This window comes from Alteromonas sp. McT4-15 (assembly GCF_020515205.1).
In the GTDB taxonomy this organism is placed as follows: domain Bacteria; phylum Pseudomonadota; class Gammaproteobacteria; order Enterobacterales; family Alteromonadaceae; genus Alteromonas.
In genome coordinates, this window is record NZ_JAJALG010000042.1 from 1 (window position 1) to 21,176 (window position 21,176).

17 protein-coding genes are annotated in these 21,176 nt (G+C 43.4%); 4 read left to right on the forward strand and 13 right to left on the reverse strand.

Features of this window, described 5'->3' with window-relative positions:
* Window positions 1-432: 432 nt before the first annotated feature.
* Together LHL20_RS18680 and LHL20_RS18685 are read left to right on the forward strand one after the other, a co-directional pair.
* Window positions 433-612: a hypothetical protein gene (locus LHL20_RS18680; protein ID WP_226434372.1), complete on the forward strand. Its 180-nt coding sequence runs from the start codon at window positions 433-435 to the stop codon at window positions 610-612.
* Window positions 612-2,240 carry an Eco57I restriction-modification methylase domain-containing protein gene (locus LHL20_RS18685; RefSeq protein WP_226434373.1) on the forward strand — a complete coding sequence of 543 codons (1,629 nt, stop codon included), beginning with the start codon at window positions 612-614 and terminating at the stop codon, window positions 2,238-2,240. Before LHL20_RS18680 ends, LHL20_RS18685 begins: the two co-directional genes overlap by 1 nt.
* 36 nt (window positions 2,241-2,276) lie before the next feature.
* On the opposite strand, the gene LHL20_RS18690 is transcribed toward LHL20_RS18685, so the two are convergent.
* Window positions 2,277-3,431 (reverse strand): phospholipase D-like domain-containing protein, encoded by a 1,155-nt coding sequence (locus LHL20_RS18690; protein ID WP_226434374.1) that lies wholly within the window; start codon window positions 3,429-3,431, stop codon window positions 2,277-2,279.
* 380 nt (window positions 3,432-3,811) lie between these two features.
* Here LHL20_RS18690 and LHL20_RS18695 point away from each other — a divergent pair, with 380 nt between their 5' ends.
* Complete coding sequence (locus LHL20_RS18695; protein WP_226434375.1) at window positions 3,812-4,231, forward strand: antitoxin Xre/MbcA/ParS toxin-binding domain-containing protein; 420 nt, start codon at window positions 3,812-3,814, stop codon at window positions 4,229-4,231.
* Window positions 4,232-4,295: 64 nt separating this feature from the next.
* Here the strand turns inward: LHL20_RS18695 and LHL20_RS18700 are convergent, their stop codons facing one another.
* The 11 genes from LHL20_RS18700 to LHL20_RS18750 all read right to left on the reverse strand — a co-directional run bounded on the left by LHL20_RS18700 (window position 4,296) and on the right by LHL20_RS18750 (window position 18,548).
* Window positions 4,296-6,533, reverse strand: coding sequence for an AAA family ATPase (locus LHL20_RS18700; RefSeq protein WP_226434376.1), 2,238 nt, complete (start codon window positions 6,531-6,533; stop codon window positions 4,296-4,298).
* Window positions 6,530-6,955 (reverse strand): hypothetical protein, encoded by a 426-nt coding sequence (locus LHL20_RS18705; protein WP_226434377.1) that lies wholly within the window; start codon window positions 6,953-6,955, stop codon window positions 6,530-6,532. Before LHL20_RS18705 ends, LHL20_RS18700 begins: the two co-directional genes overlap by 4 nt.
* Entirely contained in the window at window positions 6,952-7,374 is a 423-nt protein-coding gene (locus LHL20_RS18710; RefSeq protein ID WP_226434378.1) for a hypothetical protein, read from the reverse strand. Before LHL20_RS18710 ends, LHL20_RS18705 begins: the two co-directional genes overlap by 4 nt.
* Window positions 7,364-9,448, reverse strand: a complete 2,085-nt coding sequence (locus LHL20_RS18715) for a hypothetical protein (protein WP_226434379.1) — start codon at window positions 9,446-9,448, stop codon at window positions 7,364-7,366. The genes LHL20_RS18710 and LHL20_RS18715 overlap by 11 nt, the downstream gene beginning before the upstream one ends.
* Complete coding sequence (locus tag LHL20_RS18720) at window positions 9,441-10,991, reverse strand: site-specific integrase (RefSeq protein WP_319003252.1); 1,551 nt, start codon at window positions 10,989-10,991, stop codon at window positions 9,441-9,443. The genes LHL20_RS18715 and LHL20_RS18720 overlap by 8 nt, the downstream gene beginning before the upstream one ends.
* Window positions 10,988-12,310, reverse strand: coding sequence for a site-specific integrase (locus LHL20_RS18725; RefSeq protein WP_226434380.1), 1,323 nt, complete (start codon window positions 12,308-12,310; stop codon window positions 10,988-10,990). Before LHL20_RS18725 ends, LHL20_RS18720 begins: the two co-directional genes overlap by 4 nt.
* 141 nt (window positions 12,311-12,451) lie before the next feature.
* Entirely contained in the window at window positions 12,452-13,036 is a 585-nt protein-coding gene (locus LHL20_RS18730) for a single-stranded DNA-binding protein (RefSeq protein WP_202263219.1), read from the reverse strand.
* Window positions 13,037-13,266: 230 nt separating this feature from the next.
* Window positions 13,267-14,829, reverse strand: coding sequence for a sodium/sugar symporter (locus tag LHL20_RS18735; RefSeq protein ID WP_226434381.1), 1,563 nt, complete (start codon window positions 14,827-14,829; stop codon window positions 13,267-13,269).
* Window positions 14,830-15,166: 337 nt separating this feature from the next.
* The gene (gene galK / locus LHL20_RS18740) at window positions 15,167-16,306 is read right to left on the reverse strand and encodes a galactokinase (RefSeq protein WP_226434382.1); all 1,140 of its coding nucleotides are present in this window, start codon (window positions 16,304-16,306) and stop codon (window positions 15,167-15,169) included.
* Window positions 16,299-17,354 carry a UDP-glucose--hexose-1-phosphate uridylyltransferase gene (locus LHL20_RS18745; RefSeq protein ID WP_226434383.1) on the reverse strand — a complete coding sequence of 352 codons (1,056 nt, stop codon included), beginning with the start codon at window positions 17,352-17,354 and terminating at the stop codon, window positions 16,299-16,301. Before LHL20_RS18745 ends, galK begins: the two co-directional genes overlap by 8 nt.
* A 168-nt stretch (window positions 17,355-17,522) precedes the next feature.
* Window positions 17,523-18,548 (reverse strand): aldose epimerase family protein, encoded by a 1,026-nt coding sequence (locus LHL20_RS18750; RefSeq protein ID WP_226434384.1) that lies wholly within the window; start codon window positions 18,546-18,548, stop codon window positions 17,523-17,525.
* Between the two features lie 293 nt (window positions 18,549-18,841).
* On the opposite strand from LHL20_RS18750, the gene LHL20_RS18755 reads away from it, so the two are divergent.
* On the forward strand, window positions 18,842-19,843 hold the full coding sequence (locus LHL20_RS18755) for a LacI family DNA-binding transcriptional regulator (protein WP_226434385.1): 1,002 nt from the start codon (window positions 18,842-18,844) through the stop codon (window positions 19,841-19,843).
* 361 nt (window positions 19,844-20,204) lie between these two features.
* Here the strand turns inward: LHL20_RS18755 and LHL20_RS18760 are convergent, their stop codons facing one another.
* On the reverse strand, window positions 20,205-21,065 hold the full coding sequence (locus LHL20_RS18760; protein ID WP_159627210.1) for an alpha/beta fold hydrolase: 861 nt from the start codon (window positions 21,063-21,065) through the stop codon (window positions 20,205-20,207).
* Between the last annotated feature and the right edge of the window lie 111 nt (window positions 21,066-21,176).

Consider the following 21,176-nt stretch of genomic DNA (forward strand, 5'->3'; position numbering starts at 1 on the left):
AAACTAAAAAAGCCGCTTATTAGCGGCTTTATAGAGAATTTTTCAACATTCTTATTTTTGTCTTTGGTTAAAAGGGAAATTAGTACATATCTTATTAGATGAGTGAGTGAGTGAATGAATTAAGCCAAGCAATAAAGGGCCTATAGAAGCTTTACAATTTTTTATTGTTACAATCACCATTAATAATGTTACTTATAGCCCCTAAATCATATGAAATGGACTCTTAAGTAACATTTTCGCAATCCAGCCTCTACATTACTCAACTCTTCTCAAAGCCGCAACAAATCTTACGAATAAATTCCATGATTGTTTTGGCAAGCTCAAAACAGCACCTATGTTACCTATAGCATATACATGACATCAATTATTTATATGCTTCACATCATCTATGTGATATAAGTAACTTAAGTAATTTTGTATCGAGAGTACTTCGTGGCTAAAGGTGATTCAGGAAGAGTAGTCCTTGAAATAGATCCCGATTTAAAGCGGAAGCTTTATGCTGTGCTCGCACTGGAGCAAAAGACACTGAAAGATTGGTTTACAGAATCCTCTACTTCTTACGTCAGAGAGCGACTTAAAGCCGAGCTTGATAATATGAATGGAGATAAGTAATGAAGTTCAAATCGGATCAGACAACTCAAAAGCTCAGAGGCGGCTACTATACACCAAAACCATTAGCAGACTACGTTACAAGTTGGGTCTGTTCTGTTAATCCGCAACACATTCTTGAACCAAGTTGTGGAGACGGCATTTTCCTTCAAAGTATTGCAGATGTGACGCAGCAACTCGATGTTCGAGTCACAGCATATGAGTTGTTTGACGTAGAGGCAGAGAAAGCTAGAGTTCGAGGCTCTGATGCAGGTCTCGAAGATTTTGTCGTGAACGAAGGTGACTTCCTTGATTGGGCAAACATCGCATTAATAGAGCGTGACAACCCGTTCGATGGTGTCGTCGGTAATCCTCCATTCATAAGATACCAATTCCTTGAAAAAGCGTTTCAATTGAATACAGAACGAGTATTTCAAACACTTGGATTGAAATTCACAAAGCATACCAATGCTTGGGTACCTTTCATTTTGTCGTCCATCTCTTTATTGCGTCCAGGTGGTCGACTAGGTATGGTTATTCCATCCGAAATAGTTCATGTCTTGCACGCTCAGTCGCTACGTACTTACCTCGGCACAGAATGCAGTAAAGTTGTCATAATTGATCCACAAGAAATTTGGTTCGAAGGTACTCTTCAAGGTGCAGTGATTATTATGGCTGAGAAGAAAATGGATTTTCATGAACCAACTCAAGGCGTTGCTATCGAGAGCGTTAGAGGTTTTGATTTTTTAGAAATCGATCCTGACCAGCTATTTCATAACGCTGTTGGGATTAATGGAGAGACTGTTGCTGGGAAATGGACTAAGGCTTTGTTTTCTCCGCAGGATCTGGCATTTTACAACGACGTGTGTCGGCACAATGATGTACACATTTTCAATGAAATCGCCACCGTAGACGTTGGCATCGTCACAGGCGCGAACAAGTTTTTCCTCATCGATGACGATACTGTCGAGCAACATGCACTTGAACAATACGTGCATCCTATGTTCGGTCGCAGTGAGCACTGTAAAGGTGTCCTTTACGATGAGAGACAACATCAATCTAACCGTGAATCTGGTAATCCTACAAACTTTTTACTACTTGAAGAAGAGCTTGAGACCTACCCTGACAACGTTAGGCAGTACGTTGCAATGGGAGAGCGAGAAGATTTGCACAAACGCTACAAATGTCGAATACGTAAGCCTTGGTACAAAGTTCCATCTGTTTATGCAACCGCTATTGGCATGCTCAAGCGTTGCCACGATGCGCCTCGATTAATCTCCAATCAGATAAATGCATACACTACCGATACGGCTTATAGAATAAGGCCTTTAGGCAACGTTGATCCTGAAACTCTTGTGTATTGTTTTATGAACCCAATTACTGCTATTTCTGCTGAGTTAAATGGGAGATATTACGGTGGCGGTGTTCTAGAGTTGGTGCCTTCTGAAATCGAAAAATTGTGGCTGCCAATTCCTTACGAGGTCGACACACAGCTAGAACTATTAGATGAGGAAATAAGAACATTGCCGATGGATGAGGTTCTTCGAAGGAATGGCTTTCGTGTTTTGCATCACATTGGCTTGTCAGAACAAGAGGTAGATAAACTTGTTCAAATATGGTCTTGGTTCCGAGATAGAAGACAAAGAAAGTAGAAAGGTGAAGGGGCTTTACTCGCCCCCGGAATACCCTTATGTGATTTCGATCTGGAATCTGTTCCCGCCCAAGTGATAGAGCGACATATGCTTGCCTAGCAGACCTCGTTTGGCAACAATAGGTTTAGCTTCACCCCAGTGAATTTGAGTCATTGCATTTTTCTGAGCATACGTTTTCGTGTTTGTTTTCGAATTGTGCGTTAACCGTAAATCGAAGTTACCATTGGAGATACCATTGATAACTATTTCAAAATTAGCTGTTGCCCGCAAAAGATGTCTTTTGCTCGGTGAAGGATCAGGGCTCCAATTGAGCCCAACAAAAACATTATTTTTGAAATAGTGACGTTGATCTATTCCTTCTAAAAGCCCTTTCTTGAGAATCATTGATCCGGTTGGATTCGTTTTGCCTCCAGTGGGGATACATAAGTCCCTTTCGGTCAATTCCTTGCTTGACCAAACCAAGCCAGATGCTGGGGTTATAGCAGAACTTTGTGCAGGACTTGGAGCTACTTGAACTGGAGCGGGTTTTGGCAAGCTAGGGGGCTTCCTACGATGGAGGGGTAAAGCAGGGATTGCTACTGACTTCCCACTTGGCGATTTACTGCCGCTTACAGACGCACTTCTCTTAATATTCTCATCTTCCAACCTTCCGTCATTAAACAAATCATCTATCAAGGCGTCATCGGTGACTTGGAACACGTTTTGAGGAAATTGCCCAATCAAATTTTGAAAGGGAGTAACCAGATCAGACGCAAACTCGCTATCGCTTTTGTCAGATAAGTCTAATTCTATTTTCGAGCTGACCTCGACGTTATCACCAAGTCCGCTCGCAGTTAAATTTGCACTGCCAACTATAAAAGTGGCTTTCTGATCTCCGATCGCTCCATAAAGTTTGGGGTGAAAAATACTGCTTTGAGTTCCCATATCAACGACGTAAGGCTGCACTCCAATGGATAGTAGCTTTGCTAATGCCTGTTTAGAGGTTATTCCGTTGCATATGCCAACGAATATTTGACTAACGTCATTTTTTTCTTGCAGAGCTGCTGCAATTTTTGCAATACCAGTCTCTTTTACAAACGCAACACTAATGAAAAATTGGCTCGCCCAAGGAAGAGCTAAAAGTTTGTTGACCTCAAACTCATGGTCATTGTTTGGAGTTAAACCCTGTGTAAGAGCGGTTACTATCGCCATGTAACTATTCCCTGTAATGTGAAGAGATGTCTATTTTTTCTATAGATAACAAAGTGTTTGATATTATTAGCATCCTACCGTATAGGTATTTTTAGTACAGAAAAAAATAAAATTTTTGAACCTAGGCGAAGCGAGAAATTGAATTTCTAAAAAACCTCCCACTTGATCACATGCAAAACAAATAATGTAGTTTTATTACACCGTTTTAATCACTTAACTGCCATAACACTGAGCCTTATCACGACAATATTGTTATAAAACCACAAATGATTAATATTTGTGCTACTCCATGTGATCAAGTGGGAGGTTTTCGTATACTTTGTATCGTAGCCAATATTTTGTGGCTAAATTATATCAACGAAAGGTGAGTTGCGAGAGATATGACGGACATTGAAACCATGTGCCAAAGAGTCCTTGATAACCCAGATTTCGAGCCAAATGAGCTTGAGTTGGCGCTCGCGTGTCAGTCAACGCTTTCTTCCAACCATGTAATTGCATTGAATAAGGTCATCCCGGAGAACCTTATCTCTGAGGTTGTACTAACCGGGCCTCAACAACTTTCTTCGATTTCTGATCTCCAGCTCAGTAGTCGCCAAAATGAGGCAATTTTTATGCTCTGTAAAATATGGTCAATGCTTTTACATCATTTCAACAAGCGTGAGGACATAGCTATAAGGTGGTTGAAGCAACCAAAACGTCCATTAGCAGGCCAATATCCCATAAACCTTATGCAAAGTAATGCAGGAAGCGAGGCAGTCCTTGGTTTGATTGAACGATTGAATACTGGTGACTTCTCCTAGTGATTAACTTGTTGCGGCTTCCTATTACCAATGAATTTAACTAGCGGGCATAATTGTGTACCTATCAGAAATTTTCCTGCAAACTCAATAGTCGCTCTTTAAGAAATGTTCTTCTTTTGAGTGCCAAGGAACCTTTTCTCATTGCCGCATCAATTGCATCTGAACTTCCCAATATTACCAGTCGATCGCTTGGTCTTGTGCAGGCAGTGTATAACAACGTTTGATCAAGCATCTGTCTCGCTTCATGTGGAATGACTACCAAGCATGTTGGCCACTGAGAGCCTTGGCTTTTGTGGACCGTTATCGCATAGCCTAAAGACAGCTTCTCTAGTAGCTCAAAGGTAATGGGTATTTCCTGATCACCGATTTTAAGAATTCCCAGGGCACCGTCACTTCCAACTTGACTATATACTTCCGAGAGAATTCCTAAGTCCCCATTGCGTACATCAGCATTGTCATCATAGTTGTTTGCAGTCACCAGAACGGCATCCCCTTCCAGTAACGATACGCCGTCAGACGTTATCCAAGGAATCCACCCTTTTTGAGGATCTTTATAATTTAGCGCGGGACGTTCAGAGCCTAAATGCGTCTGGATGGCTTTATTTAAATTAACTACTCCCAGCGCACCTTTGCGAACTGGAGACAGGACAATACAATTCTCAATCCCTCCGGCTTCACGCCATAACTGTATGATTCGTTCTATGTTAGCGCTTTGATCAATTGAACAGGCTGCGCTTTCACCTAAAGTCTGGCGGGTTGGAGGTGGCATAGTCAGACAATTGTTTCGAACTGACAAAGCAAAATGGTAGATAGGGCTCTGGTCACTTTGTCTCTTAACCTGAGTCAGATTGAACATTGGTATATTGGTGCCAGCCAAAGCATGAAAAACCAACCCACCACCAACTGGTGGTAGCTGAGACGTGTCGCCTACAAATAGAATGCGTGTTGCCTGTGGCAGTATCCCTATTAATTTATACATGGATAGCAAATCAACCATAGACGCTTCGTCTATTACTAGCAGAAGGTGAGGGGGTAACTCAGGTTTGCCTTCTCCAACATGTTCGGAAATAAATTTCGCTATTGTTTGAGCGGGTCTCCCCGTGCTTTCAGACATACGCTGCGCAGCACGACCAGACAAGGCCACCTGAAAATACTCAAGCCCCTCAGACAAACACTCGTACACTGCACAGATAGCGTTGAGAATTGTTGTCTTGCCTGTTCCCGCTCCCCCGGAGATTGAGGCCACTGGAGACATCACAGCGCCGATAATTGCCTCGGTCTGCTCCTTTGTTAATTTAAAACCCAGTGTTAACTGATGCTCATGCAAAGCCGATGCAACTGACTCTCTTGTTAAGTACTTCTCCCATCCGGCCAATAGGGCCAGAGTACCAGGTAGCCTTGTATGCGCATCAAATAGAAATTTGGCTACAGAAGCCTCCATTAAAGCAGTTCCCCATACCTGATACGCGCCCCCCACAGATACAAGTAGGCGATTATCAACCGCAACGTTTCCAATGTTGTTAGGTGCCTGGATCCCGAGAACTTTGCTACTTTCATCAACCAAAGTTTGTTGTTCAATAAGTGTTGACTTGGTGCGAGAAGAATAGGTAACAGCTACGTGTTGGGCTACGCCTGATTGAACAGTCTGGTCATCCATATCCAACCCTAACATTTGGCAAATTTCCATTGTTTTGTTGAAGGATACGCCCATCGCCATGAGAAAAAAGGGATGTTCTTTGATTCTATCGATTGCTAATGCGCCAAAGATGTTGACCAGTTTATTCCCCAAATCCAGCGGTAAAGAATGGCTTTCCAACCACTCGATGGTTTCGTACAGTCCATCGTCTGGCCATTTGTCAAAAAGTGCTTCAACGCGATCTTTAGACATTCCCGCAACCGAAAGTAAAGCCTCGCGGTTTCTAGTCTTGACCAATGTATTCAGGTCTTTCAACCTAACGAGCCTGTTGGCAATTACACTGCCAACTCCTTTAATATTGCTGCTAATCCAACGCGCTAGAATTTGTCCGGATGGCCTCAAATATTTGATTTCGTCCGCATCAACATTGTACTCGGTTACATGAATGTCATTCACAACAAAGCTCGATAACCGCTCTTTTCCAGAGATCTGCCAAAGTGAGCCAACCTGCGCAGCTTCAACCGCCCCTTTAGGAAACCTCACAACAATCGTTTTGTCTCGTTTCCGTATGGAACCATTCTGATTAATCAAATCGACAGTCGCATAGCCAAACTGGCGTCGCTTCTTTACCTGAAATATCTGATTTAAATGAGTGACGGTATTCATGGCTTGAAACCCGGCATGCCATTCGCTACCAACGATTCCATTTCTTTGTACGCGTTTAAATCTCGTTGCAATTTGCGGTTTTCAGTCTCCAGCTCTGCTATACGTTGCAATAGCTCACTATTATCAGATGACAGCTTCCCAGAACGCTTCTCAGCCCTTTCTCTAGCTGCTTCATGTGCTGCCTTATCTATCACCTTAGAAGCAAACCACAGCTCTTCAGCGTCCTCTAGTAGCTTTCTGACCGCTTTGTTCTGTGAACAAACTGAATAGGCAAAATCTAACTCCTGAGCAAGCGCACTTCTTTTGATACGGTTATTAAATTCGTATTCGTGCCAGTCTCTGTGCTGATTTCGATCATGTATCCATCTTTCAACCTTTTGGATGTTTTCCTGCGCGACCTGTTGACCGTTTTTACCTTTCATTCACTTCTCTTTAATTCGGGCAAGGGCTTGTTCAACTGATTGTCTAGCTTTGTCAAATCAACGCCTGGCATCTTTCTTAAATTTTCCAGCCATCTGACAAACTGTTCCTGATAGCGTTTTACTTGTAGTTCAAGCCGATGATTTTTGGCTGTCAATGTTTCGATTTCTTGGAGGGCTGTTTCGAGGGTTACATCTTTTCCATTGGAGGGTTTTTCCGCCTCCTTAAGCTGATCTTTTTTAGCTTTAAACGCTTCGACAATAGGAGGATAACGATGCAAACCTCGCCACTTAATATCTTGTTGCAGCACTTTGGATATCCTGCTAGCAAACGATTCCCAATCCAGCTTTCCTGTCCACTTATCGAGTTCATTTAGAATGACAGGCATAGTCTTTTCTGTGACGATTTTTCTAGGCATCATTTGCTCCAAGTAATCCAGATATGACATGCCCATCTACCAGATTATTCTTGGGTGCTGTTGTCTTATATCCGTTTTGGGCTAATGAACGTTCTACAGGGCTCGGATCGTGTTCAGGCGGTATCCAAAGCAAAGCTCCTTCTGGCGTATCCTCTGATTCCATACGAACTCTTTGCGTGCGGATATGAGCTAGTTTCCATGCCAAATGCGATGCCCATCGATCAGCACCAAATACTTCCTGATCAACCGCCTCTGTAGCCTTCTTAAGCTGAGACTCGATATGTTCTTCAAGCAGCTTAATCCGCTCTAGTGTTTTTGGCATACCTTTCATACACACGTGCTCCTTGCAAGTCATGCATTCACCGCCCTTGGTGCATGGTGACATTGCAAAATCATGCACACAAAAACCCCATTCGGTTACATCTGCAACGCCAACTTTATTCAGCCCAAGATCTACATAGGCAACGGGGATATTCATCTTCACCGCCTCCAGAGCAGTTGGCCTGGTATCTAACTCCAAGAGTGCGTTAGCCTGAGCCTGTCGTTCCTCTTTGGTTCGAAGATCATAATTTTTATTATCTTCAATACGACTTCGTCCAGCCCACTGTGCGAGCTTCCAAGAATCCATACCCGCACGCTCAGCGTTAGTCGACAACCACACGCGCAGTTGATGCGAGGAAAGCCCAATCTCACTCCCATCTTCATCTTTTAAACCAAAGCGCTGGAATATTGTTGGAATAGGGTTTTTGAGTGGTCGAGCTTTCAATTGATCATTGAGTTGATTTATATCTGGTAGTACCCAGCTAAATCCTTTGGGCTCAAATTCTGCGTGAAATTCATAATCCCTAATCAACAAAAGGCATTCCCAAACGGGTCGGCCCGTCTTAGGCATGTTTGGCCATTCATCTGTTGAATATCGGTTAGTAACGTACTGAGCTAATTGCTCATAGGTAGGATTGCCCGCCTTTCTTATTTCTTGTATCCATTTAACCTGATGTGCACCCAACATATTCCATGCAGTAATACTGTCGTATTTTTTCGTTTTGTCTTTCAGGCGCTGGATTGTCGCAGGAGCAAAATTCATTGCATGTGCAAACTGTATTGCATTCAAGGGTCTGTCAGACGCAAACTCTGGAGGCGTTATGCAACCTTCATGTTGCAGAAATACACCTGGGTTATCATAGGAAAACTTGGCTGCATCACGAGCAGGTTTAGATATTTCTAAAAGCCTTGCGAAGGCCTCCCTTACTGTGTCTTCCATGACCTCTGGAACCCACTTCACCGTATAATCATAACCCTTTTGTGCATACCATCTTACTCCGAGACGCCCATCTTCTTCGTGCAAGCTGTGAATAGTTAAATAACGGAGTTCCATCCCTCGACCAGGTGCGAACATAAGAAGCGATATTACGCTTGACCAGTAGCGTTCCCGTTTGCTTTCAGCCTTTGCAAAACAGTCGGCCAGCGCGAGCATTTGATGCTGAGAAGGACACCGTTCATCTTGCCATTCTCTCGATGCCTTATCCGTGCCTTCTGCCTTCGATTTTGGCCGTTTCCAGGGATTGATCCACTCAGGTAAGTCGGGAGCAATCGCTTTTTCGACAAGAAATTCATAAAGTTGAACTGCATGTCCTCCGAATCTAAAAAGCTTAGCTGAACCTGGATAACGTGCATCAAACAGATGTCGAACCTCATCCTGAACAACACCATCTATTTTAAGAATATCTGCAACTCCATAAATATCTATCAAAGCATCGTGAACAGTACGTAACACAGCCAGCTTATCTCCAACACTCGTGACCTGTTTTTCGCTTTGCCGATAGCGGACATATGCTTTAGCAAATTCTATGAACGGCTGACTAAGCGGTTCGAAGTTGTATGGGTCTTGTTTTTTCACATATTTGGAAAAGACCATAGCATGCTTTCGCCGTCCGCAGTCGTAATGCCAAGTGTTTGACTTGAAACCGCCCTGGTCCTCATAAAGAACCAGATTGTTTTTGCAGTGCTCGATGAAATCAATTAAGTTTCTCTCAGCATCAACCTTGCTCTTAGGTACGAAGAAAACAACATTACTCATTGCCTACCGCCTCTTTCACTTCCCGACACATCTGAATGACCTGCTCCACTGCAAGTAATAAACGATCTGACGATTCGATCACGGATTGGGATATACCGATCTCTTGTTGTCTTTCACGCTCAGCTAAAACCTCATCTCGAACTTCTTCATGCGGCGCATCGAGCCAAGGCTGAAAGTTGACACAGGTATAGCAGGCACGATATCCCGAAGCGCAAAACGCATGCGTACCGCAGTTTCCGACGTTATGGGATCTATTGTTTTTCACTCTGCTGTGAGGATCGTTTGCACGCAATGCATCTCTTTCAGAGTCAATGAGTTGACCTGCAAACGCCTGAGCCAGTGGAGCCAATGCAGGAGCCATAAACTTATCAATTACTGCGGCGGTTTCCGGGGTATTCTCTGTGTAAACAGACACATGTTGGGTATCTGTTTGGTCTAGAGCAAATGCTAATTCAACACCCTGTATTCCTCGCTTCGCTAAATTCGTCGCCTTGGTGTAGCGAAAACGCCTTGATGTGAGATGAATGAACTCTCCGGTTCGTTCTGAACGAGCGGTGCATCGTCGTGCAACGTCCGCCAACTCATCCAATGCCGATGAAGCTGTCATATGCAAATAATCAGCTCGATTCGACAACTCGTTGGTTAAGTCCTCCACGCTCCTCAGGCCTCGTATTCGAGTTCTATCAATGAAAATAGGAATCTGCTGTTTAATGTTTTGTGGAAGCTTTGTACGAAGTTGCCTTTCGACATATTCTTGCGATTTTTGGCATTGATTCATTAAGACCAAATAGAGGTCGGGAACTATACTTATTGCTCTGAAGGTTTCTCTAAACCCGACACCTTTTTGCTTAACTCGCGGGACATTTAAAGTATATTCACGACCTTTTTTGTCCTCTCTTGCGCTGATGTCACATGCTCTGCAACTGCGCAATTGTACTGCCCTTCGTCCGGTAAAGCTGAGCGCTAAAACGAAGGCGTACTGTTCGAGTGTAATGCTTTTCTGCGTAAAAGCATTCGCAAGCCAATCGAGGACAGCCCCCTGCTCCTGCGAGCTCAATGGACCGGAAAATGGACACGCACCTTTTACTGCCTTTCCTTTAACATTCCCTTTTAAAACAAGTGATTCCAAATAGTCTGCACATGCTTTGTCTATACCTGGGTAGTCCCAGTCATACCATGAGAGTAAGAACGACTTAAGGTGCCCAAGAAGAGATTCCTGTTCCCCTACAAGACTCCCTCTCCAATTGGTCAGGCCTTTCAATGTAATACTTGTTTCACCTGTCGCGTTGCAATATGCGTTGAGTCTGGATACCACAGTCAAGGTTGTACCAGCAGAAAGTTCCTCCGCATACTTACAGAGAGCTTTCCTTAACCCTTTTATAGTTGCTTGATCAAATTTCCTCAGACGTCTTAGGTTGATAGTTATCGAACCATCTAATTGCCAAAGATCACTATTAAAATCAAACTCGTAGCCCATCTTCGACCTTCGCCACGACGGTTTATCTGGTGCATTAACTCCACTTTGATTTTGGACATCTATCATCTCGTTCTCCTTTTTCTGAGTATTCTTGCCTGCTCTTCCTGATCCTCACGCATGAACTGTTCTGCTTTTTCTTTGATATAACGCAGTTGGTAAGGTGCAGCTGATGATGCAGATGACCAACCATTGAGGTCCATAAGGATTTGCTCCGAGTGTTTCTCGGTATAAATCTCTTTGCCTTCTTTCTCCGCCTGCTTAGGATTTGCCCGAACCCACGCATTATGAGCATCGATACGCTTTGATATCCGGTAATTGAAGTTGTGTCGAAACCCATGCCGCCTGACCTCGTCAAACATGTCAGGGAAGGCTTCGGTAGCTGGCTTCAAAATACGGTTTCTGAAAGACGAATCTGATATGGGACGCCCTTGATATTTACCCTTTTTGTGTGTAACGAAGACAAATGGATGTTTGTTCGCTCCTGGAATACTGGCTCTCACGTAAAAAATGTAATCTTTTAGCCGCTGAATAAGTTCGCTATGGAGGCCCATCGTGCGCCCATTTGTCTTCTGCACAGGTTGTCTGGACCGCGGGTCATACTTTAAGTCATGCCTTCTCTCAACAGTAATTGTGAACTGATTAAAATCGATATCCTCAATATGTAATCCGAGTAACTCCCCAGACCGAATGCCCGTGCGATCGAGTACATCAAACATAAGCGCATTACGCTGGCGAATGAGGGGGTTTTTGTAGGGGTTGTCAGGGCTATCTTCTGCGACCATTTTAAGAAATTTCACAAAAATTTCTGGCGACGGGGCTTTAAAATCAGAAGCGCTCGCACCTCTACTTTTACGCTGCACCTTATCTCTTTGTGCACGAAGCAAACGATCCATTTTCTTGAGTTCAGGTCTTAGTTTCCGAGCTTCTCTATGCGATTTAAGCGCGATTTCTCCGATAAAGCTTAGGTACGATGCGATATGTGATAAGCGATTGCCGTAGTGAGTCCATGATACCCTTTGGGCTTTCCGCTTTGCTGTAGGGTAGTAAGCTGAGATAGAAGCCACATTTGGTGTTTGTGTGAACTTCAATTCTTTTTTCAAATCACGCGTGTTGAGCAGGCAATGATCGCGGATCAATTCAATATCATCAGCTGAAATGATTTGCCCATTGGTGAACTCAGCGACTAAATTTCTATTCTCAATTTTCTCCCACAATTTCAGATGCAAGATGTCTCGCATAGTATTTTCAATAGACGAGGCTTTGTGACCCGGACGGAGCTTTGCAGTAACAAATAGCGTTACCCAAAAATCAGGAAAACCATCCTCATCAACCAACATTGGATATCGCTCACCATCCTCAAAAACAATGAAAGAAATGGTACTCATCCCGCCCCTTATTTAACTTTTTAAATACGTACGCATCCTATTTTATCTTAGTTAACATTTTTGTCAAGCAAATAAATTAAAAAGCCCTGTAAAAACAGGGCTTTAATAAAATATATTTAACTTTTTATAAATACGTACTCACTAGAACGGAATATCGTCATCAAAATCGAAGTCTGGCTCTGCCATTGGTGGTGTCTTAGGCTGAGACTGGTTACCACCTTGAGGCGCTTGATTATAACCACCACCTTGGTTTGAGTTGTAACCGCCTTGTTGGCCACCACCTTGCTGCGGCGCTTGATTATAGCCGCCTTGTGCAGGTGCTTGGTTGTAACCGCCTTGATTGTTTTGAGGACGCTGGTAACCACCATTACCACCGCCACCTTCACCACCGCGACCACCTAGCATTTGCATTTGATCTACGATGATTTCAGTTGTGTAGCGATCTTGACCTTGTTGGTCTTGCCACTTACGCGTTTGCAATTTACCTTCAACGTAAATTTGTGAGCCCTTCTTCAGGTACTCTCCGGCAATTTCTGCTAAGCGACGGTACATAGTAAGGCGATGCCACTCAGTGCGCTCTTGAACCTGACCTTGTTGATCTTTCCAGCTTTCGCTAGTTGCAAGGCTTAAGTTCGCAACGGCGTTTCCGTTAGGCATGTATCTAACTTCAGGATCATTGCCAAGGTTTCCAACAAGAATAACCTTATTAACGCCTTTCGTTGCCATTGATGTCTCCTGTAACGTTTGTGTATGGCTTATTGCCTTACTGTACTAAGCAGCACAACTGCAACAAGCGCGAAAGTTCATCGGTATTAGCCGGCTAGTATATCGTATTTTATCGACAAAATTGGAAGTTTTTCACCGACTCTGGCTTTCTTATTAAATGCTAACAACATTTTATGAAAGCGTCTTCTGCACTTTCGCCTTGTTTTGAGATATTACTTAGTGGCTAACCATTACCACCACGTAATATAGAACGCTGCGGTAAGCAGAACAACCGCAAGCGACGCCACATTAAAGCCAGTAGTGGTACTAAACTGCACTTCATTTAGGTCAACAGCGTTTTCACTTACCCCTTTTTTCTCAAACAAAGAGACAACCACGGCTAAACCTACACATAGCAAGAAAACAAGTCCTACACGGTCGATAAAGGGCAACTCTGGCCAAAACTCTCTAAACACGATACTTAGCACAAATGAGCCCAGTGCAGCCAAAAGACCGCCATTTGCAGTGGTCTTCTTCCAAAACATGCCCAATACGAATAAAGCACAGATGCCAGGTGTAAAGAACCCTGTAAACTCTTGAATATATTGGAATGCCTGGTCGAAGTTACCGAGCAGTGGCTTCGCAACCACCATAGCAATAACCAGTGCCGCAAAACTGACAATTCGCCCTACTTTCACGTAATGCTGTTGCGATTCATTAGGACGCTTATCTTTATACAAATCCATAGTAAAAATGGTAGAGACACTGTTAGTCATTGACGCGAGTGAAGATACAATTGCGGCAACAAGCGCAGCGAAAATAATACCTTTTAGGCCAACTGGCATGAGTGTCATAAGACTTGGATAGGCTTGGTCAGGCTTTTGCAGGTCAGGTACGATAAGCACGGCTGCAATACCTGGCAACACAACGATAAGTGGCATAAGTAGCTTCAGGAATGCCGCAAACGCAATACCTTTCTGTGCTTCTTGCACACTTTTGGCTGCCAATGTCCGTTGAATGATATATTGGTTAAAGCCCCAATAGGAAAGGTTCATGATCCACATGCCACCAATCAATACCGAGATACCAGGTAAGTCCATATAGTGCGGATTGTCTTTCGACAAAATCATATCGAACTTTTCAGGTAATTTATTGGTTAAGTCGACAAAACCTTGCAGCGCTCCATTACCATCACTAATTAAATTAAGCGCCGTGTATGATAAAAACAGTCCGCCAAACACCAATAGCACAACTTGGATAATATCTGTCAGTGCGACCGCTTTAAGTCCACCATATAGCGAATAAGCCAATGAGAATAAGCCCAAGAACATCATGCCATACATCATGTCTACGCCAGAAATAGTATTTATGGCTAAGGCGCCTAACCACAATACGGCAGTTAAGTTTACGAATACATAAACGCCTAACCAGAAAATGGCCATCACTTTTCTTACACGATGATCATACCGCTGCTCTAAAAATTGCGGCATGGTGTAAATTTTATGCTTAAGAAATATGGGTAGAAAGAACTTACCAACTAATAGCAATGTAATGGCAGCCATCCATTCATAGGACGCTATCGCAAGACCTAATTGATAGCCCGAGCCGGACATCCCAATAATTTGCTCTGCCGAAATATTTGCAGCGATAAGCGATGCACCAATTGCCCACCAAGGAAGGCTTGAGCCTGCAAGAAAGTAATCGTTGGTATCTTTTTCGTGACCCTGCTTTTCACGTGATACCCACCACGCAATACCAATAAGCGCGACGACGTATATCACAAAAAACGTGATATCTAATGATGCTAATTTCATAGTTTTTCCCAAAGTTCTAATTTTGGGTGCGGCGGTTTAAGTCAATGCAGGGTACACAGGTGAAAAATTGTTTTTATTATTCTTAAGGTTTTGCCACACCAGTGTCGCATCTTTAAAAGATGCCAATTCGCTATGCGATGCATGTGAAAATGAAGAACATTTATCGCATTCACATTGCGGATAATATTAGTATCACACTTTGTTTACTTTTTTTAACTAAATTGTTCCAAATTAGCGTTTTTATAAAAAAAGCCGCAATCAATGATGCGGCTTAAGGGACACAGACAACCGTACGGGATAGATTGTTCTGATATAAAGGGGTAATTAAACAAGTCTGTTAAGCGAAAGCACCTTGAGTAGCGGTACAAACGTAGATGTCGGCGTTATATCCTGTTTCATCAAAGTATTTGTTGGCGACCACTTGCTTAACGGCTTCAACCTTGTCAGTTGGTGCCAGCGCAACAACGCAACCACCAAAACCACCACCAGTCATGCGCACGCCACCAGACGTCCCCAATACTTCATCGATTATTTCTACTAAGTAATCAATAGGGCGTACAGTAATTTCAAAATCATCTCGCATTGAAACATGCGACTCAGCCATAGCTTTACTTACAGTTGCAATATCGCCAGTTTTCAGCGCTTGGCTGGCTTTAAGCGTGCGCGCATTTTCAGTAATAATATGTCTTGCACGACGGTATACTACTTCAGGCATATGCGCTTTCGCTGATTCCAGCATGTCAATGTTAGCTTCTCGCAACGACTCTACCCCTAGCAGTGATGCTCCCTGCTCACACTGTTGGCGACGCAAATTGTATTCGCTGTCTACCAAACCGCGTTTTACATTTGAATTGATAATCACAATTTGATGTGAATCAGGTAATGGTGAGTGTTCAATCGCTAAAGACTGGCAGTCCAAAAGCATTGCCATGCCCTCATTGCCCATCGCAGAAATCAATTGGTCCATAATGCCACATGAACAACCAACAAAAGTATTCTCCGCTTTTTGGCCTAACAACGCCGCTTTAACGCCATCAAGCGGTAATTCGTACAATGCACTTATTGCTTTGAGTATTGCTACTTCAAATGACGCCGAGGAACTAAGACCAGCACCTTGCGGCACATTGCCCGTTACCAGTAAATTAGCACCGCCAAAATCAGGCATGCTTTCTTTAAGTACTTTAACCACACCGCGAACATAGTTAGCCCAACCTTGCTCTTCGTCATACTGAATATCTGACAACGCAAACTGGTTTTGCTGATTATCATAGTCCATTGCGGTAACACTAATTTCGTTGTCATCGCGTTTTGAGGCAGCAACCCAAGTGCCGAAGTTAATCGCAGCAGGAAAAACAAAACCTTCGTTATAATCAGTGTGTTCACCAATAAGGTTTACACGTCCCGGTGCATGGGCAACAAGCGTCGGCGCTTCGCCGTAATATTGCTGAAAAGTTGAAGATAGTGTTTGGTTATCCATTCGCATTCTCACGTTTTTTATAGTGCACAGTTGAAAGTGCTTTAAGTCTGTCTGCTGCTTGCTCTGGGGTTAGGTCACGCTGTGCTTCGGCCATCATTTCATAGCCAACCATAAACTTGCGAACGCTTGCCGAACGCAAAAGCGGTGGAAAGAAATGCGCATGTAGTGTCCACTCTGGGTGTGCCTCATTGTCAAATGGCGCACTGTGCCAGCCCATTGAATAAGGAAAAGAAGTGTCAAACAAGTTGTCATATTTCGCGGTGATATCACCAATGATTTGCGCCAGTGAAAAAGCCTGTTCCTTGTTTAGTTCGGGCATCGACTGCACGTTAAAACGCGGTAGTAATAAGGTTTCAAATGGCCAGGCGGCCCAATAAGGTACAACAACAACCCAATCATCATTTTGGCAAACAACACGCTCTTGTTTAGCCACTTCCTGTTCGGCGTAATCGGCTAAAAGCGGCGTATTGTTATCTGCATAATACTGCTTTAGTTGGACAAGTTTTTTAGCAGGGTCAGTAGGCAAGTGCTGTTGTGCCCAAACCTGCCCATGAGGGTGTGGATTCGAACACCCCATCATAGCGCCTTTATTTTCGAAAACTTGCACCCAGCGATAGCTTTCGCCTAATTCTTTGGTTTGTGCTTGCCAGCAAGCAACAACTTCTGCGCGCTCTTCATCTGTTAGTTCGGGAAGTGTTTTGCTGTGATCAGGAGAGAAGCAAATAACGCGGCTACACCCCTGCTCTGTCTCGAACTGAAAGAGCCCTTTCTTTTCACTGGTAACCTCAGTGTCTTTCTTAAGTGCGGCAAAATCGTTTTCGAAAACAAAAGTCCCTGTATAGGTCGGATTTACTTCACCGTTTACTCGAGTATTACCTGGGCATAAATAACAGGTTTCATCGTAAGACGGTTTTTGCTCGTTGTTTGGTTCTTCAGATTGACCCTGCCAAGGGCGTTTTGCACGATGCGGTGACACCAACACCCATTCACCCAGTAACGGGTTAAATCGACGGTGAGGATCATTAGTAGGATCAAATGGCGTTCCCATATTCACTCTCTCTGAATTGGCCTTATCGTGGTCTGAACACAACAAGAGACAAAAGGGTTAAACGTTTACCCAACAATAGTATATTAAGAATCCCTTTTTATCAATTCTGTAACAAAGAAAAATATTTGTTAAATTCATAACAATTAGTTTTCTTTTTGCCAGTGAGAATTAATCGCCAACAGAGAACTCATAGCGCATCGACATCTGCACCACTTGACCTGGATAAACAATGCTACTTGGAAAGTGAGGTTTGTTTGGTGCGTCAGGAAAATGCTGTGGTTCTAAACACAACGCGCCGAGTTGTTGCTCTGTTTGTAAGCTTCCTGTGTAAAACTGCAATCCAGGCAGCGATGTGTATAACGCCATATTAATTCCTGTATCTAGCGCTTTAACGCGAGCTTGTGGTACGTCTTGTTCAGCGTTGCGCAGCACATAGTTATGGTCGTAACCACCCACCATTTGAAATAGTGGGATGGGGTCTTGGCTAGTCGCTCTTTCGTGGATCTTCGTCAACCGTCTAAAATCGAACGCCGTATCAGCCACGTTTATAAACTTGCCTGTAGGTAGTAAGGTAGTATCAGCATCAGTGACTTTATCTGCATCAATTTGTAGCAATGTTGAGCCCACGTGCTTGTCATTACTTAATGTAAAATAAGCGTGCTGTGTAAAGCTGAGCGGCGTTGCTTTGTCTGTTGTGGCGGTGATATTCAACGACAGAATATTGTCGTTCGTTAACGTATAACATGCCTTTACTTCAACGTTGCCAGGAAATCCCCCTTCACCATCAGGGCTACTGAGTGTTAGCAATACACTTATTCGCTCGTCAGTTTTATCAACAGCCGCTTCCCATACTTTTTTATGAAAACCTGCAAGACCGCCGTGGAGATTGTGCTCGCCACCGTTTTTATCAAGTACGTAATGTTTACCCTCTAGCCAAAATTCCGCGTTTCCAATGCGGTTTGCGTAGCGTCCGACAATGGCACCGCGGTAACTTGGGTCATCAATGTATTCATCAAGAGAGTCAAAAGACTGAACACAATGTTTTCGTTTCCCCACATTGTCGGTCAAGATGATGTCTTTGATTATGCCGCCGTAATTCAACAGTTTTACTTGCATATCATTGGCGTTAGTTAGGGTGAACTCCTTCACCAATACCCCATCTATTTCACCAAAATTTGAAATCTCTATATTCATAACAAACTATTTACCTTTAACGGGAATAATCCAAACAAAGATGGTCTCAATCGTTTAATTTCAAGCTCAACATAAACGTGTTTTTACGCATTTCTTTACGCTGAGGTTATACGTTTTCCGTACTTATTTACAGCGATTTAGCGAATTCTTATGTATGGTATAACCACTTTGCGGTTTTCGAGACATGCATTCGATTGCAAACTTATCTTTTTTTGTAAATATAATGTACGCTATGGAAAATTGGGTTTAATACCTAACCCACTACGTTACCCAAAAATGAAGTTTAAAAGATAATGGCAACAATAAAAGACATAGCCCAAGCTGCAGGTGTGTCATTAGCTACCGTATCCCGGGTTATTAATAATGGTCCAAAGGTAGGTGACGAGACTCGCCAACGCGTAAAAAAAATAATGGAAGAAATGGGCTACCGCCCTAATGCCAATGCAAGGGCTTTGGTTACAAAGCGCAGTGCGTCATTAGGCGTAGTTATTGCGGAATTGCACGATCCTTTCTTTGCGATGCTTGCTCATGGTGTGGAATCAATCACGCGCAAAAACAACGTACAAATACTGTTGAGTGCGGGCTCGATTGAAAAGGAAACAGAGCTGCGAGCAATTGAAACACTTCTAGAGCACCGCGTTGAGGCTATGGTTGTACACAGTAAAGCACTCGATGATGCTACCCTTATTGATTTTGCCAACCAGGTACCGGGTTTTGTGCTAATTAACCGATACATCCCACAAATCGCTAATCGCTGTGTGTGGCTGGATAATGTTACAGGCGGACGACTTATGGCGGAATACGCCATTAGTCAGGGCCACCAGCATTTAGCAGTGATCAGCAGTCAATATCGCATTGACGACCCTAATCACAGACTAGAGGGCATTCATAACGCGGTCAAAGAAGCCAACCTGACATTACCCGAAAGTATGGTGGAATACGCCACGCCTGACCAAGAAGGTGGTGAGTTGGCTATGCAAAACTTACTTGCTACAGGTGCTAAGTTTACCGCAGTATTGGCCTACAATGATGCTATGGCATCAGGCGCAATGACTATGCTTCAAGACCATGGCATTGCAGTACCGGAGCAAGTTTCAGTGATGGGGTATGATGACGTATTACTAGCCAAATATTGTCGACCCAAACTCACGACGTTGCGATACCCTGTTGAAATGATGGCTGCCAAGGCCGCGGAACTTGCGCTCAAATACGCTTCTGGTAGTAAACCGGAAGAAGGGCTGACGTTTAAATACACCCCCACCGTCGTTAAACGGGACTCTGTGGTTCGCGTCTAGCGCGAGCCCATATTTTCCGCTTCTTCGTCTAATAAGTGTGTAATATGCAGCATTGTTAATCGAAATATGCTGCATAAATCAGCACGCTACTTCTAAAAATTTCATAGCGTAAATCTATTGACAATAACTAGCATGTGATCGTAGCGGTTATATTTTTATCCCCAATCAACAAAATTCCACGATCCTTTGAACACTTAGGATCAAAAAGCAATGTGATCGTATCAAACTTCGCTACAGCGCTTGATTTTACTGATATTTCGTGATCCGACCAGATAAGGCTATTATGATCGTGATCGCTTGATGCATAAGGCTATTAACAGACTTACCAACAAGGTTACCCACTACTTATCCACAAGGCATTTTAGCGAGAAAGACTGGACAAAAATCGACGATATTCACTGATTGCGAAATCTGATTTCAAGGTTGCACTGTGGGTAACACCAGGAATAATAGAAATGCGCTTTTTGTCGCTTGCTGAAACATCTAATAACTGTTGGCTAATGGGGTAAGGCGTAATTTTATCTTTCTCGGCTACAACCAACCACAGTGGGCCATCGTAGTGGCGCAGTATCGGCGCAATTTGCATACTGTGCACTTCATCGTGTAAACGCATACTTGTAAACGAATTAGAAAACCCAGGTACCATGTTGGCAATAAGGTCAGATATATTGTTAAACGCACCATCTAACACTAAGCCGTCTATTTGACGATTTGCGGCCACATAGCTGGCAAAATAACTTCCAATACCGCGCCCGTGAACAATAGTCGGTAGACTGTTATCGAACGTGTTTTTAACGTAATCGAACTGCGTCAAGGCATCTTGCTTAATCGCATCAATACTCAGATTTTTCGCTTTCTCGCTTGCCCCCACTCCTTGATAATCGAGCCATAATATGTTGGCTGGCAGCTTTCCAATACGATGCAACACACTATTGTTCTCGCTTATCGACATTCTATTGTCAGCAAAAAAGACCACGTTCACTTTTGGGTCGGGATAGGAAACTGCAACCCCCCTTAACATCAGGCCCTGCGTATTTTTAACCTCAACACGGGTGATGCCGGCAGAGGTACTGTCCTGCTGAATAGCGGCGTGCAATTTGGTTGTATCGAGGGGCTTTTGTGCTGAGTCTTGATAAAAAAAGGCAGAAGGTGAAACATTGATCGCACAACCGCTGACGACGAGACACACTAAAGCGCTTAAAATGAGCTTGCGTAAAACCATAGGTAAAACTATCCGTGTTGAAAAACTGTTGTTCGCATCACATCTGAAACTTACGTTTACTGTAGCACAGTGTTGATAATTTCTACATCGATGGCTGAAACAGTTTGCAAC